At 68.3% G+C, this 13,612-nt stretch carries 13 protein-coding genes; 6 read left to right on the top strand and 7 right to left on the bottom strand.

The window, feature by feature from the left end; all coding sequences use genetic code 11:
- Positions 1-3 precede the first annotated feature (3 nt).
- Positions 4-642, top strand: a complete 639-nt coding sequence (locus tag AB0M45_RS07090) for a LysE family translocator (RefSeq protein WP_364323809.1) — start codon at positions 4-6, stop codon at positions 640-642.
- Between the two features lie 73 nt (positions 643-715).
- The gene (locus AB0M45_RS07095) at positions 716-2,128 is read left to right on the top strand and encodes a M1 family metallopeptidase (RefSeq protein WP_364323811.1); all 1,413 of its coding nucleotides are present in this window, start codon (positions 716-718) and stop codon (positions 2,126-2,128) included.
- Between the two features lie 163 nt (positions 2,129-2,291).
- On the opposite strand, the gene AB0M45_RS07100 is transcribed toward AB0M45_RS07095, so the two are convergent.
- The gene (locus AB0M45_RS07100) at positions 2,292-3,119 is read right to left on the bottom strand and encodes a hypothetical protein (protein ID WP_364323813.1); all 828 of its coding nucleotides are present in this window, start codon (positions 3,117-3,119) and stop codon (positions 2,292-2,294) included.
- A 269-nt stretch (positions 3,120-3,388) separates the two neighbouring features.
- Between AB0M45_RS07100 and AB0M45_RS07105 the strand changes: the two genes are divergently transcribed.
- Entirely contained in the window at positions 3,389-3,919 is a 531-nt protein-coding gene (locus tag AB0M45_RS07105) for a hypothetical protein (RefSeq protein WP_364323815.1), read from the top strand.
- Here the strand turns inward: AB0M45_RS07105 and AB0M45_RS07110 are convergent, their stop codons facing one another.
- Positions 3,920-6,232, bottom strand: coding sequence for a helicase-associated domain-containing protein (locus AB0M45_RS07110; RefSeq protein ID WP_364323817.1), 2,313 nt, complete (start codon positions 6,230-6,232; stop codon positions 3,920-3,922).
- A 194-nt stretch (positions 6,233-6,426) separates the two neighbouring features.
- On the opposite strand from AB0M45_RS07110, the gene AB0M45_RS07115 reads away from it, so the two are divergent.
- Entirely contained in the window at positions 6,427-6,615 is a 189-nt protein-coding gene (locus AB0M45_RS07115) for a hypothetical protein (RefSeq protein WP_364323819.1), read from the top strand.
- A gap of 82 nt (positions 6,616-6,697) precedes the next feature.
- On the opposite strand, the gene AB0M45_RS07120 is transcribed toward AB0M45_RS07115, so the two are convergent.
- Together AB0M45_RS07120 and AB0M45_RS07125 are read right to left on the bottom strand one after the other, a co-directional pair.
- Complete coding sequence (locus tag AB0M45_RS07120; RefSeq protein WP_364323820.1) at positions 6,698-7,327, bottom strand: resuscitation-promoting factor Rpf1 domain-containing protein; 630 nt, start codon at positions 7,325-7,327, stop codon at positions 6,698-6,700.
- A gap of 406 nt (positions 7,328-7,733) precedes the next feature.
- On the bottom strand, positions 7,734-7,976 hold the full coding sequence (locus AB0M45_RS07125; RefSeq protein WP_364323822.1) for a hypothetical protein: 243 nt from the start codon (positions 7,974-7,976) through the stop codon (positions 7,734-7,736).
- A gap of 199 nt (positions 7,977-8,175) precedes the next feature.
- On the opposite strand from AB0M45_RS07125, the gene AB0M45_RS07130 reads away from it, so the two are divergent.
- Positions 8,176-8,595, top strand: coding sequence for a cold-shock protein (locus tag AB0M45_RS07130; RefSeq protein ID WP_039795090.1), 420 nt, complete (start codon positions 8,176-8,178; stop codon positions 8,593-8,595).
- Between the two features lie 110 nt (positions 8,596-8,705).
- Here AB0M45_RS07130 and AB0M45_RS07135 read toward each other — a convergent pair whose 3' ends face one another.
- Complete coding sequence (locus AB0M45_RS07135; protein ID WP_364323824.1) at positions 8,706-10,178, bottom strand: sulfatase-like hydrolase/transferase; 1,473 nt, start codon at positions 10,176-10,178, stop codon at positions 8,706-8,708.
- 189 nt (positions 10,179-10,367) lie between these two features.
- Between AB0M45_RS07135 and AB0M45_RS07140 the strand changes: the two genes are divergently transcribed.
- Positions 10,368-10,973 carry a TetR/AcrR family transcriptional regulator gene (locus AB0M45_RS07140; RefSeq protein ID WP_364323826.1) on the top strand — a complete coding sequence of 202 codons (606 nt, stop codon included), beginning with the start codon at positions 10,368-10,370 and terminating at the stop codon, positions 10,971-10,973.
- An 80-nt stretch (positions 10,974-11,053) separates the two neighbouring features.
- Here AB0M45_RS07140 and AB0M45_RS07145 read toward each other — a convergent pair whose 3' ends face one another.
- Both AB0M45_RS07145 and AB0M45_RS07150 read right to left on the bottom strand, forming a co-directional pair.
- Positions 11,054-11,635: a DUF2771 domain-containing protein gene (locus AB0M45_RS07145; protein ID WP_364323827.1), complete on the bottom strand. Its 582-nt coding sequence runs from the start codon at positions 11,633-11,635 to the stop codon at positions 11,054-11,056.
- Positions 11,632-13,569, bottom strand: coding sequence for an MFS transporter (locus AB0M45_RS07150; RefSeq protein ID WP_364323828.1), 1,938 nt, complete (start codon positions 13,567-13,569; stop codon positions 11,632-11,634). Before AB0M45_RS07150 ends, AB0M45_RS07145 begins: the two co-directional genes overlap by 4 nt.
- Positions 13,570-13,612 lie beyond the last annotated feature (43 nt).

A 13,612-nucleotide genomic window follows, 5' to 3' on the forward strand; every position in this document is an offset into this window, starting at 1 on the left:
AAGATGCTCCCAGCGTCCAATTTGCTGGCATTCATCGCCGCCGCAGTCGTCATCATCGTCGTGCCGGGCCCCGGCGTGCTGTTCACCGTCGGCCGCGCGCTCACCCTCGGTCGGCGGGCGGCGCTGCTGTCGGTGCTCGGGCATGCGGCGGGCGTCTATGTCGCGTTGGTCCTGGTCGCGATCGGGCTCGGCGCGCTGCTCACGGCGTCGGCGCTGGCGCTCACCGTGGTCAAGTTCGCGGGCGCGCTGTATCTGATGTATCTGGGAGTCCAAGCTATTCGCCAGCGCGGGGCGTTGCGCGCGGCGCTGGGCAGCACCGTCGAACCGACGCCCAATGCGCGGGTGCTGCGCCAGAGCGCGATCGTCGGGCTGACCAATCCCAAGGCGATCGTGTTCTTCTCCGCGGTGCTGCCGCACTTCGCCGACCCGGCCAGCGGCTCGTTGTCCTGGCAATTCCTGCTTCTGGGAACGGTATTCCTCGCCATCGCGCTGGTCTCCGACAGCGCGTGGGCCCTGCTGGCCTCCTCGGCCAGGTCCTGGTTCGCCCGGTCGCCGCGCAGGCTGGAGGCGGTCGGCAGCGCGGGCGGTGTGATGATCTTCGGTGTCGGCGCGTCGGTGGCGTTGACCGGCAGCACCGACTGAAGCGGCTACCATCCTGCGAGGTCGGTGCGTCGGCACCGAAAAGAGGTGGGGTTGCAGAGGGGTGGTCGTTCGTATGAGGTTGTCCGGTTGGATGTGCGCGGCGGTCGCGTGCGCGTTCGTCGCCGTGTCGTCGCCGCCCGCGCACGCCGACTCGTCCGCGGACCCGCTCGTCGGCGCGCCGGGCCTGGATGACGCCTATTACCCACTGGACGGCAACGGCGGCTACGACGTTCAGCACTACCGCGTCGGCATCGATTACGACCCACCGAGCCACCAGCTCACCGGATCCACCGGGATCTTCGCCACCGCCACCCAGGCGCTGCGCAGATTCAACCTCGACTTCGCGGGACCGGAGGTGCGCATGGTGTCGGTGAACCACCTGCCCGCCGCGTTCGAACGCAACGGCGAGCACGAGTTGACCGTCACGCCGATGCTTCCGCTGCTGCCCGGCCTGCCGTTCGTCGTCACCGTCGACTACGCGGGGCCCGCCATGGACACCGCAGGCGAGGGATGGACCTTCGCGCCCAGCGGCGGAGCGTTCGTCGCGGGCGAGCCGCACTCGGCGACGAGTTGGTACCCGCTCAACGACACCCCGCTGGACAAGGCCACGTTCGAGCTGCACGCCACGGTTCCTGCGGAATGGGAGGTGGTGTCCAACGGTGTGCGAACCGAGAACGTGGTGCGCGATGACAAACGGACCGTGGGCTGGGTGACCACCAAGCCGGTGCTCGGCTATCTGACCACCGTCGCCATCGACAAGTTCGACTACCTCGAGCAGCGCCGCGCCAATGGCACCCCGCTGGTCAGCGCGTTCGCGCCGAACGCGGAAAGTCGCCACCGCGAGACCGAGCAGCGTCTGCCGGAGATCCTCGATTTCACCGAAAGCCTCTACGGCCCATATCCGTTCGAGACCGCTGGCGGCATCTACCTGGACGCCGATATCGAGTTCTCGCTGGAAACCCAGACCCGCCCCATCTACGCGCCGAAAATCGACCTGCAGACCGTCGTGCACGAGATCGCGCACCAGTGGTGGGGCGATTGGGTGTCGGTGCGCCACTGGTCGGACATCTGCCTCAACGAGTGCTTCGCCAGCTACACCGCCGACTACCTGTGGCCCGAGCGGATGGAGGGTAAGAACGTCGACGAGGACTACCGCGAGACCATTCGCAAGCACCACGACAATCCGAAGTTCTGGGACATTCCGCTGGAAAACCCTGGCGCCGGACGAGAATTCACCTCGGTCTACTACCGGGGCCCGCTGTTCCTGCACGCACTGCGCAAGCAGATCGGCGACGCGGTGTTCTTCCCGGCCGTGCGGGACTTCCTCGCGGCACACGCCTACGGCAACGCCTCCATGCCGGAGTTCCGCGCGTTCGTGCAGTCCAGGTCGCCCATAGACCTGACCGGTTTCTTCGACGCGTGGCTCAACCGCACCGAGCCGCCGCCGGAGCAATACCTGTTGCTTCCCAGCCTCTCCGGGCCTTAGGCCGTACTAGTCGGTTGACGCGGGATTTGCGTTCAGGTCCTGCGTTGGGTGCCGCTCGGGTTTGGGCGTTCCCGGTGAGTTACCCATGTACTTCTGAGATCAGCTGTTGCGTAGTGCGATCGAAGTTGTGTCGCAAAGGCGGTTGTCCCCGGAGCGGGGTGGGTCACTCGCTGTCGACGCGCTGACGCGCTTTTGCCACCCTGCGTTCGGCTCGATCCAGCTGGCGTTGTGCGGCGTGCAGGTGCTCCTTCGCCGACCGCTCGGCCGACTTGCGGAACTGCCGCTGCTCTTCGGCCTGTGTGAGTTCGTCGCGCAACGCGGCGATGCGCGCTTCCACGTCGGACCGTGCCCGTGCCGCGTCGTCGAGCGCCGATTGGGCCGAATCCCGTTCTGCACGAGTGGTTTCGAGGGCTTCCCGCGCGTCCTCCAGTTCTCGGCGCGCACTGTCGTCCGCCTTCGGCTCCGACGGTGCCCGGTGCGGTGTCGACGGTTCGGGCACCGCGAGCAGATTCGGCCCGCTCGGCCCGAAGCCTTCGTAGCTCGCCGCCGTGGCGAGCGTTCCCGTGCGCAGCCGCTCGGCCACGTCGGGCTCGGCGAGGGCCGCCGTCAACGTCTGGCCGACCTCCCGCACGACACCCTCACCCACCGGGTGTCCACGCTCGGCGGCCAGCGCGCCCGCCTTCTTGGCCAGCGCGTTGACCAGCTGCTGCCGCTGGGCGGTCAGGCTGCGCAGCTGCTCGGCGGACAGCTCTCGCTGTGCCGCGGCCAGCGCCGCGCCCAGCCGCAGCAGGGCGTCCACGTCGTCGGGCGCCGCGCGGGCGAGCAGATTCGCCGTCCAGGCGGACAGGGTGGGTTTGCGCAGTTTGCCGATCGCGGTCGCGAGCTGCTTGTCGCCCGCCTTCTTCGCTGCGGCGACCCGGTCCGCGCGGGCGGCGACGAAGTCCGCGGGAGCCAATCCGTACAGGTCGTTCGCGACGTCCTGGACCGTCATACCGACCAAGCGTAACGACACGGTCTCGCGCAGCGACACAAACCGCATGCTGGACAAAAGTCCAGTCGCTGAAATGCGAAAGGCATTGCTAGTGAATTACTCTGCGTTCCAATTGCTCGGCCGTCTGGTCCCCACCATCATCGGTCTGTCACTTCTGGGCCTCTTCGGGCTGCACATGTGAGTGACACCCCTGCGGCCCCCGTGGTCGTCCGGGTTATCCTCACCGCGTTCACGGGCCCGTGAACGTGTTCGGTGAGAGAGGTTTACAGGTGAAGTTTCCAGGAGCGAGGCTGCTGGCACGCGTTGTGCTCGCCCTCGTCGCGGTAGCCGCAGTGGTGGTCACGGTGGCCGGATGTTCGTTGATCGGGGAAGCGGGCAAATCCGACACCGCCAAGGCCGAGGTCGGCGACTGCATCAACGTCATCGAGGGCTCGGCGGTCGATTCCAAGACCGAGCCGGTCGACTGCTCGTCGGACAAGGCCGTGTACAAGATCGCGCAGTCCTACGACAAGAAGACCGACTGCGCCGCCGACTACACCTCCTACGAGGAGACCGTGGGCGGCGGGACCACCGCGTTCCTGTGCCTGGCGCCGAACTTCAAGGAAGGCCGCTGCTATAACGAGAGCAATGCGACCGGATACAAGCACGTCGACTGCGGTTCCCCGGAAGCGACCTTCCGTGTGCTGAAGCGGATCGACGGCCAAGCCGACGAATTGCTGTGCAGCGATGACGCCGACGGCTTCCGCCTCATCGAAACCGACCCCAAGGCGACCTTCTGCACGGCCAAGCCGAAGAACTGATCACTCCAACAGGGCAACCGACGCGATCCGGTGCAGAGTGAAGTGCCGGACCGCGCCGGTCACCGGGTCCAGCGCGTCCAACTGCCCGTTGCCCACCTTCAACGGCTCCACCACCCGCTGCGTGGCGACCCCCTGGGCGTCGACGTAGCCGATGTTCACCGACCGCCGCACCCGCGCCGCCAGCTGGAGCAGGGCGAGGGTCGCCGCGGTATTGGTCCGGGTGCCGTCCGGGCGCACCGCGTGACCCGAGCGGGCGCTCGCGGCGCGTTCCCCCGCGCGTAGTTCCGTGACCAACGACTCCAGCTGCTCGGCGCTGGGCGGCGTCGGGCGATACGGCTGCCGCGCGGCGGGCCGCACCGCGATTCGCGCGCCGCGCGGGCGCAGATCGACGATCGCACCTGCCGAATCCTCGCCCGCGGGTGCGAAACCCGCCGCCCGCAGCTGTTCCAGCACTTCGCTCAATGGCGCCTGGGCGATGGCGACGGTCGGTGCGATGGACCGCAGCGCCAGCGCATTCGCTACCGGCGCGGACAGCACCTGCGCGAGCAGTGCCGGGTCGTCGGTGCGAAGGAACGACTGCGCCATACCCGCGCGCAACTGACCGTGCCGCCGCGCCACGTCGTCGATCAGGTAGGAGAGGGCCTGCGGGATCGGTGTCCGGGAGTGCTTGGCGAACAACGCGTGTAGTTCGGCCGCGGACAAGCCCGCGTCGAGGGCGCGGCGCACTGAGGACTCGCTGATCCGATACACCGTTGCCGCACCGGCTGATTCGACGTCGGCGACGAGAGCGATGCCATGCTGAAGATCCGTCGTCAGCGGGCCCGGAGCGATCACCGTCAGATCCGCTTGGACCAGCACGTGATCGACCGGCTCCGGCAGCGCCGCCTCCATCTCCGCCTCGGCGGCGGTCACGTCGGTCGCCGCCCCGCGCACCAGCGCCCGCGCCGCTGAGCCGAGCGCGCCGCGGCCGACGAAGCCCATTGCCGCCGCTTCGGCCAGGGTCTGCTCGACCACCTCCGGCCGGAAATTGCGGCGCCTGCGCGGCTGCCGCCACGCCAGCACCCGGCCGATATCCGCCGGGTCCAGTGCGGTGCCGGACGGATACTCCGCGAGCAGGCTGAGGATGGTGTGCCGGTCGCGCTGTGCGTGCGGGGTGCGCAACTCCAGCGACAGCGCCGCCAGCGGCTTGTCGTTGGCGTCGCGCATACCGATCATCCACGGCATCCGGTCCAGTTCGAGCCAGGTGAGCGCGAGGGTAGCCCACCGCCGCGCCGGCGGCGCCTGAAGCCACGCGTCGACCGCTGGGGTCGGCGCCCAGAAGTCCTCGGTCGCGTCGAAGTCCGGTGGCGGGTCTGGCAAACCCTTCTCCAGCAGTTTCGCCGCTGCCAGGAGTTCGACCAGCAATCCGGCTCTCGGCTCGTCGATGCCGGCCTGCTTGGCGATGCGGCGCAGCTCCCGCACACCCAGTCCGCCTGCGCGCAATGCCGGGGCAGGGACCTGGCCGAGTACTTCGAGCACGTTCGCGCAGTGCCGAAGCAGCTCGCCCACTTCGCCCGCGGTGACGGCGTCGACCTCGGTGGGCGCGAGTTGCGTGTGACGCGGCTGCGGTGGGGTCAGCGCATGCGGGTGGGTGACCGGTTCGCGGCGCAGCACCTGGCCGACCGTGACCGGCAGTTCGACGGTCTCGTCGTCGATCCAGTGCAGCAGTCTGCGCGCGAGCAGCCGCTGAATCGGGCGATCGGCGGGGGTGCCCGGTGCGGCGTCTCTGGTACGCCCGCGTGGGCCGGTCGTGGCCAGCTTGTCCAGCAGGGCTCGTTCGGCGGGAGCGAGTTCGGCGAGGGCGGCGACCACCTCGGGTTCGGTGAGCGTGTCGGGAATCTCGGTCGCGCTGCCGATCGGCCACGGCAACGCCTCGGCGGCCGCGGGAATCAGATGCCACCGCTGCTCGTCATCGCGCCATACCAGCGCGCGTGCGGTCAGGCGCTCGAGCGCCTCGTCGATCGCGGCGGGGGAAACCCGTTCGCTCAGCTGCACGTGCAGGTCTTCGCTGCGCGGCGGACCACCGCCCGTGGTGTGCCCGCCCTGGGCCGTGCGCGTGCCCTGCAGCGCAAGGGTTTCCAGAATGGCGAATTCGAGCGTGTTCAGGTCCTCCGTGGCGCGCAGCACCGAGGCGCGCTGCTCGGTGCGGGCGGCGAGCACAGCCATCGAGGAGGGCAGCGGCACGGCCAGGTCGGGCCGAAGCTGCAGCAGCGTGACGAGCTGGGCATCACTACGGCCACCGAGCCATCCGGCGAGGGAGTCGGTCGCGGTCATCCCATCCACCCTACGACGCCGGTCCGGGGCAAGCGCGTCCGTCACGCGACGACCGATTTCGAAAGCACAGGGGTAACTCACCGGGTACGCCCAAAACCTGGGCGGCCCCAACGCAGGACCTGAACGCAAATCCCACACCACCCGACTAGTACGGCCTCGAGACCCGGAGAAGCGGCACAGCTAGCATGGGGGCCGTGGTGAACAAATCTAAGAAATCCTATGTCGACAACGGCTGGCCGAAGGTCGTCGACGGTGACCATGCGGTCACCGAACTCTCCTCGGCCCGCTCCGGTGGTCTCTCGCCCTACGGCGAGGACACCGAGTTTCCGGTCCCCGCCGAGCAGCTGCCCTACATGCACCCGAACACGGTGATCAACCGCTGAGCGCGCCGGAACGTTCTCGACTACAGGGGAAGGGCCCCGCATCTTCGTTGATGCGGGGCCCTTCTTCACGAGCGTGGCGGGGTCAGGAAGGGAGCAGGCCCTTGTTCGCCTCGTAGAAGTTCACGATCGCGGGGTCGAGCGTGACGCCGCTAGTCTTGGCGGCGTTGATGAAGTCGAGGGCTTCCTTGGGTACCTGAACGCCCTGGGCCTGCACGACCTCGATGGCCCTGTCGACCGCCGAGAAGACCTGCTTGGAGCTGTCCTGCGGTGCGGACTGGGCGGCCTGCGGAGCGGGGTTCCAGGCCGGGGTTTCGGTGGTGGCGGGCGCGGTGCGGGGTGTGGGCGCGCTGCTCAGGCCGAGCTTGGACGAGCAGGATGGCCAAGCGCCCCAGCCCTGCGAGGCGAGGACCTTCTCGGCGACCGCGATCTGCTCTTCGCGGCTGGCCTGGTTGGCGGAGGCGGCGTATTCCTGGCCGCCATGGGCGCGCCAGGTGCTCGGCGAGAACTGCAGCCCGCCCTGGAAACCGTTGCCGGTGTTGATACCCCAGTTGCCGCCGGCCTCGCACTGAGCGAGTCGATCCCAGTCGGAGTCGGGTGCCGCGCTGGCGTTGCCTGCGAATGCCACACCGGCGGTGCCGATGATGGCGCCGGTGACGGCAACCTTGGCTACCGTGCGGCCGGTCGAGCTTGGCTTGCGATGGCGTCCACTCATATCGGGTTCGTCTTCCTCTCGGCGCACCTGCGACGTCTTCGGTTTCGGGTTCGGACTGAGAGGTCGTCCGTTCCGCCCTCGCCCCTTACATTTGCGTCGGGGTCCGGTACCCGCGGGGCAAGGTTCGGTGCGGCGGGCCGGTGGTTGCCGGGTGTCCCGGCTGGGTAAGACCGTACGACGAACCGCGGGAAAAATCACTATTTGGTAACCGGCGTGTACCAACCGGTCTCGACACCGTCTCGAGCACTGTAAAGCGCCTTAGTGCAGCTAGAAAGCCTGCGGTCGCTGAGGTTATGCGTCGTCACCACTCCGTGACCCTCTCGTTATGTGACGAGGATCACACCTCCGACTGGGTAACGATCGCCCCGGATAGCCGGTGCGGCGCGCCGGAGGCAGTACCTCCGGTTCAGCGTGATCTCCGGCCGGAACGCAGTGCGAACACGAGGGCGAGGACGAACCCCAGCGGCGCGAGCAGCGCGCCGAAATACAGCCACAGTCCTGGCTCGCCGTCGGTCAGTGCCGGGGTGGCGAAGATGACGACGATCGCCAGCAATCCCAGCGCGAACAGGCAGAGCGCGAGCCGCAGCAACCAATCGCCGCGGTGCCGCGGCGCGCCCTCGGATGGCGTCGGAGTAGAAGAGTTCGTCACGGCTCGACGGTAAAACTGATGTGCTTGCGTTATTCGCGCCGGGGTAGACTCGATAGCAACCGCGTCCCGCAATCCTGCTGGGCGCGTTCTTTTCGCACGAGAAAAGGACCGGTCGCGGCACCGCCGCGGGACCGGTCCGGCAGACGGATGTGCTCGGGCCGTAGGGGTCCGAGTTTTCGATGATGAACGGGTGAGCGCAGTGCCGACCGGCAGGGTGAAGTGGTACGACGTCGAAAAGGGCTTCGGCTTCCTTTCCCAGGACGAGGGTGAGGACGTCTACGTCCGCTCGTCCGCGCTGCCACAGGGCGTCGAGGGCCTCAAGCCCGGGCAGCGTGTCGAGTTCGGCATGGCCGCGGGGCGTCGCGGCCCCCAGGCGCTGAGTCTCAAGCTGCTGGAGGCGCCGCCGTCGGTCCGGCAGGGCCAGGAACGCAACGCGCGCAAGGAACCTGCCGCGCGCAGGCACACCCCCGACGAGCTGCACGGCATGGTCGAAGACATGATCACCCTGCTCGAGGCGAAGGTGCAGCCCGACCTGCGCAAGGGCAAGTACCCGGATCGCAAGACCGCACAGCGCATCTCGGAAGTCGTCCGCGCCGTGGCCCGCGAGCTGGACCACTAGCGCAAGCCGGCCCGCGAACGGTAGATGCTCGGTCTCGCTTCGCTCGAAAATCGGGATGGGGCCGTGTGGTTGAGTGGGCGGGACTCGCGGCATTGGGGGACCGCGGTGGATCAAAGACGCCGCAGTTCCTGGGCGGCAAGCGAATCGACGAGGTCATTCATCTCCTCGACCAGTGCCGCCGCGCCGCCGCGGTGTGCGAGGTTGCGCATTTCGAGGGGATCTTCCTGACGGTCGTAGAGTTCGTAATCGAATTCGCTCCGCGGCCCAGCGATGTGCCGGGGCGTCGAGTAGCGGGCGAAACTGTAACGAGGTGTGAGCGCGCCGCGCAGGCAATATTTGACGCCGGGTACCTGGCCGCCACTGGATTTGGCGTCGGACGTGACGAGGATGGCGTCGCGGAGGACGCGAGCCGGGTCGGCCAGTAGCGGGGTGAGGTCTCTGCCGACGATCGGGCTGTTGGCGGAGGCGTCGGCACCGGCCAGTGCGGCCAGGGTGGGCACCAGGTCGACGTGCGAAGTCAGTGCGGTGGTGGTGCTTCCATGCGTAGCGGGGTTTCTGGGGTCGGAGATGACCAAGGGCACGCGGTTGTTCTCGCGGTAGATCATCGCTCCCTTCTGCCGTAGTCCGTGCGCGCCACCGAGTTCGCCGTGATCGGCGACCCGGACCACCACGGTGTTGCCCGCGCCGCCGCTGCGGTCCAACGCGTCGAGGACCTCGCCGAGCAACTGGTCCGTGCGACGTAGCAACTCCAGATACCAATTGCCCCACTGCCGCCACTGTCTGCGCCCGAGGGGCGAGTCGACCTCGTTGGGCATGATCCCGCCGACGGCCTCGTTCATGGTGCGCCAGACCGTCTGCACTTGCGGCTTGGCCGACAGGTCGGATTCGAAGTTCGGCGGTATGCCGGCGCCGTAGTCCGGCACGTCCTCGAGCCGGTAGAAACGCGGGCAGTACATCATGTCGTGCGGGTTGACCATGCTCACCACGCACAGCCACGGTTCGGGGTCGTTGCCGTGGCGCCGCAGCCAATCGACCGCGTTTCGGACTACGCCGGGATCCTCGTGGGTGCCCTCGTTCGGGCCACCACCGGGCAGGATGTCGTAGGCCTCGTCGAATCCGTAGGCCGACAGCGCAGTGCTGTCGGCGCCGACAGGTTCGGACAAATGCCATTTCCCGACGTACGCGGTGCGATAGCCGGATTTCTTCAGCACCGTCCCGAGAGTGGGGATCGCGGTATCGAGGTTGGGGCTCCACGCGTGCATCGGCCCGAGGGCCGCGCCCATCAGGTCATTGCCGCGGACGTTGTCGGTCATCCCATTGAGCGGGGCCTGCAATCCGGTGAAGAAGGCCGATCGGGCCGGCGAGCACGGGGCCGTCGGCGAGTGGTGCATGGCGAACCGCACACCGGCGGCGTCCAGCCCGGCGCGGACAGGCAGCGTGAAGCCTGCGGGCAGAACGACATCCGCACGCTCCTGGTCGGTCATCAGCACCAGGATGTTCGGCCGCGATGCCGGGACCGCGGCGGCCTCGGCGCCGAGGCCGCCGCGCAGGACCGGCACGGCGGCGGACGCGGCGGCCATCATCGCGAGAACCTGACGTCGATTCGGGGTAGACGAACGAGCGGACGCGAGGGGCTGATCGGGGGTCGATGGGGACACAGGGGTGGACCTTTCGAAGAAGGTGGAACGGCCGCCTCCACTGTAACTGACGAATTGACGAAATCATTCAGTTAAGCTTTTCTGTGCTGGTCAGCGTCGCGATACTGTGCAGTGGTGCCACGAGCCGAGACGACGTCCACGACCGCACGCGGAGAGCAGACGCGGCGGTCGATCCTCGATGTCGCCAGTCGCCGGTTCGCCGATCAGGGTTTCCGCAACACCTCGGTGGCGGCGGTGGCCCGGGAACTGGGTTTGGCGCCGTCGGCGGTGTATTTCCACTTCGCGGACAAGGAGGCGCTCTTCGTCGCCGCGTTCGATCGCGATATCGCTGGATTGTGCGACGACGCGCTGGCCCAGCAGGTGCCGATGGACGCCGCTTACTGGCAGGAGGTCGTCAGGCGGTTCGTGACGCGGCTCGCCACCTACCCGCTGGTGCATCGCGTACTCGCGGGCCGCGAGCCGGGACTGCTCGCCCGGCTGGTCGGTGGCCCGGTACCGCAACGTATTCGGCAAGCGCTCGAAACCTCGCTGCGCGCCGGTCAGCAGTCCGGGGATATCGCCGAAGATCTCGATCCCCGCGACACGGCGATGGCGTTGGAAGCCATTTTCACGGCGGTCATCATCACGGTGGTGCAAGTCGGCGGCAGCGGCAGCTCGGAGCGCATCGACGCGGTCGGCCGCTTGGTGCGGGCTGCGATCACAGCGAAACGTTCGAGCTGACCGGCAGGTCCGCCCAGCGTGGCAAGGGTTCTACCCGAAAGGCTTGCCGACGAGACTGCGGTGGTAACCAGGGAACGCTGTTACGCCGTGCTGATCGACCAGGTGGCGTGCGGGAGGTAGAACTCCTTGCCCGTTTCGTCGCGCGCGAGGATCGGGAGCTGGAATTCGACACCGATGAGGCGGAGGTCGGGCTCCGGTTTCGACTCGATGGTGAGTGCGAGGGCCCGGTCGGGATAGTCGTTGCGGCTGATCACCCGGTCGACCTTCTCGCCGGACGGCAGGATGTAGACGAGCTGGGCGAGCCAGGGAGCGTCGGCGACCTGCTTCGGCAGTGACAGCTGCAGGGGATAGCCCGCGGGAACGTCCAGCTCGACGGTGCGGCCACGGTGGCAGTCCGGCGTGTCGGGAGCGCAGGCCAGCGTCGCGAACAGCGTGCCTTCCACGGTGTCCTCGGGCAGGATGCTGCAATCCTGCATGGTCACCGCGCAGTAGCTGAACGGCCGTACGGTGACCGTTTTCCCGTGCGCGTAGGCGGTGAGGGTGACGTCCGGTTCGTCGGCGTTGCGGATCAGCACCGCCAGCACGCCGACGAAGGCGACGGTGAGCACGAGCAGGGCGGCCGCGACCAGCGCGACGATCGTGCGTGCGTTGAGCTTGCTCACCAGATCGGGTCTCCTTGCCCTCGTTGGATGTGTGTGGTGTCGCCGCCGCGCCGCGGCGTGTGGCCGTGCGCACGGGTTGCGCTCGCCGGGTGCCCGTGTGGCCGGACGGGAACCTCTTGCTCCGCGTGCTGCGGACGGTTGCCGCCGAGGCCGGGCAGCAGCGAGTGTCCGCGGAAGCTCACGAAAGTCTGCACCAAGCCGATCACGAGTATCGCGGTGATCACCGCGAAGCCCTTCCAGTAATCGGTCGGCAGCAGCACGCCCGCCGCCCCGCCGACAACCCAGCTGAGCTGTAGAACGGTCTCCGACCGCCCGAAGCCGGAAGCGATCGACTCGGGTGGCAGGTCGTCCTGGATCGCGGCGTCCAGCGAAACCTTGGCCAGCGCGCTCGTCGCGGCGGCGACCAGGGCGGCGACCGCCGCACCGAGCAGATTGTTCGCGAATGTCGCGAAGAGCGCGACGAACGCGCACGCCGCGGTGCAGCCGAGCACGACCAGCGAGGGCTTGCCGAGCTTGAGCCGGGCACCGGTCGCGTTGCCCGCGAAATTGCCGACGGCCGCCGCCGCGCCGACCACGCCGAGCATGGCGGCCTGCTGCACTGGACGGTGCTCGGTTGCCTTGGCGACGAACGCGACGTAGAAGGTGAGAAACCCGGTCAGCACGCGGATGGCGCCATTGCCCCACAGCCCGGTCACCACCGCGCGGCCGAGCGGCTGCCTGCGCTTGCGCGGCGGCACCGTCGACTCCTTGCCGGAGGAGAGCACCTGGGTGTGCGCGTCGGCGCCGTGATAGCTCAACGTCGCGGGCACCTCACCTTCGGTGACCTCTACCCAGGACGGGATGCGCAGGCTCAGATACGTTCCAGCGCAGGCGATCAGTGTGGCGAAAACCAACGCGCCGTTGGACCCCGCGATGGCGGCGGCGAGCCCGGCCAGCGCTCCCGCGCCGATGGTGCCGCCGACCAAGCCGAACACCGTGAGCCGGGAGTTCGTGCGAACCAGATCGATATCGGGCGGCAGCACGCGCGGCGTCACCGCGCTCTTGAGCACGGAGAACGATTTGCTGCCGATCATCATGCACAGGGCGAGCGGATACAGCCCCCAGGTGTCGAACTCGATGATCAGGACCACCGCGAGCACCGCTCGCAGTGCGAACGAGGCGGCCAGCGCCAGCCGGCGGCCGCGCTGCAGGCGATCGAGCAGCGGACCGATCAGCGGCGCGATCACGGCGAACGGCGCGATCGTGATGAGCAGGTACAGAGCGACATTCGTCTTGCTCTCCGCGGTGGCGCTGGCGAAGAACAAGGTATTGGCCAGTGCCACCGCGATGGCCGCGTCGAGGGCGAAGTTCGCCATGGTCGCGTAAGTGAGCGCCGTGAGTCCCGACTTGTCCGCGCCGTCGGCCTTGGCCGCGCGCTGGAAGGTCGCGATGCCCTTTTCGGTGAGTTCCCGGCCGCGCATGGCGGCGACGCGGGTAACGGTGAGCTTGCGGGGGACGCGCTGCGCGCCGGCCCGATCCGCGGCTTCGGGCGGTTCGACCTGCTCCTGGACGAGGGTCTCGGGATAGTCGGGTTCGGTGCGGCTCGGCGGCTCGGTGTGCCGGGGCGGTTGCGGGCGGCGCGGGAAGACGCGTCGGGGCGTGCGATCGGGCGACTCCGGCTGCTCGGTTTCGTTTCCGCGTGGCAAGCGTTCGGTCGCGGGATTCTGCGGTGTCCGCGGCGTTTCGGCACGTCGGTCCGGCGCTGGCGACCCCGGTTGGTCGTACCGTCCGGCGGTAGGTTCCGCTTCCCGCCCGAGCGGTGGCAGAGGCCTGCGGCGACGCGGCGCGTTAGGTGGCGGGTATCGGTCGAAACCGGGATGCCGTTGGAACGGCGGAGACTCCTCGCGTTCCCACCGATCACGGTCGGGACCGGAAGGTTCGCCGGGAGTAGTCACGCCTCCAATTCTGGCGTACTCCCGCGCTGGGCGTTCACTCGCG

Source organism: Nocardia sp. NPDC051787, from assembly GCF_040681325.1.
Taxonomy (GTDB): Bacteria; Actinomycetota; Actinomycetes; order Mycobacteriales; family Mycobacteriaceae; genus Nocardia.

Bases quoted from the DNA above. Each gene is read 5' to 3' on its own strand.
- AB0M45_RS07090 (WP_364323809.1), top strand. From the start codon at position 4: ATGCTCCCAGCGTCCAATTTGCTGGCATTCATCGCCGCCGCAGTCGTC.
- AB0M45_RS07095 (WP_364323811.1), top strand. From the start codon at position 716: ATGAGGTTGTCCGGTTGGATGTGCGCGGCGGTCGCGTGCGCGTTCGTC.
- AB0M45_RS07110 (WP_364323817.1), bottom strand. From the start codon at position 6,232: ATGACCGCGACCGACTCCCTCGCCGGATGGCTCGGTGGCCGTAGTGAT.
- AB0M45_RS07100 (WP_364323813.1), bottom strand. From the start codon at position 3,119: ATGACGGTCCAGGACGTCGCGAACGACCTGTACGGATTGGCTCCCGCG.
- AB0M45_RS07135 (WP_364323824.1), bottom strand. From the start codon at position 10,178: ATGATGGCCGCCGCGTCCGCCGCCGTGCCGGTCCTGCGCGGCGGCCTC.
- AB0M45_RS07120 (WP_364323820.1), bottom strand. From the start codon at position 7,327: ATGAGTGGACGCCATCGCAAGCCAAGCTCGACCGGCCGCACGGTAGCC.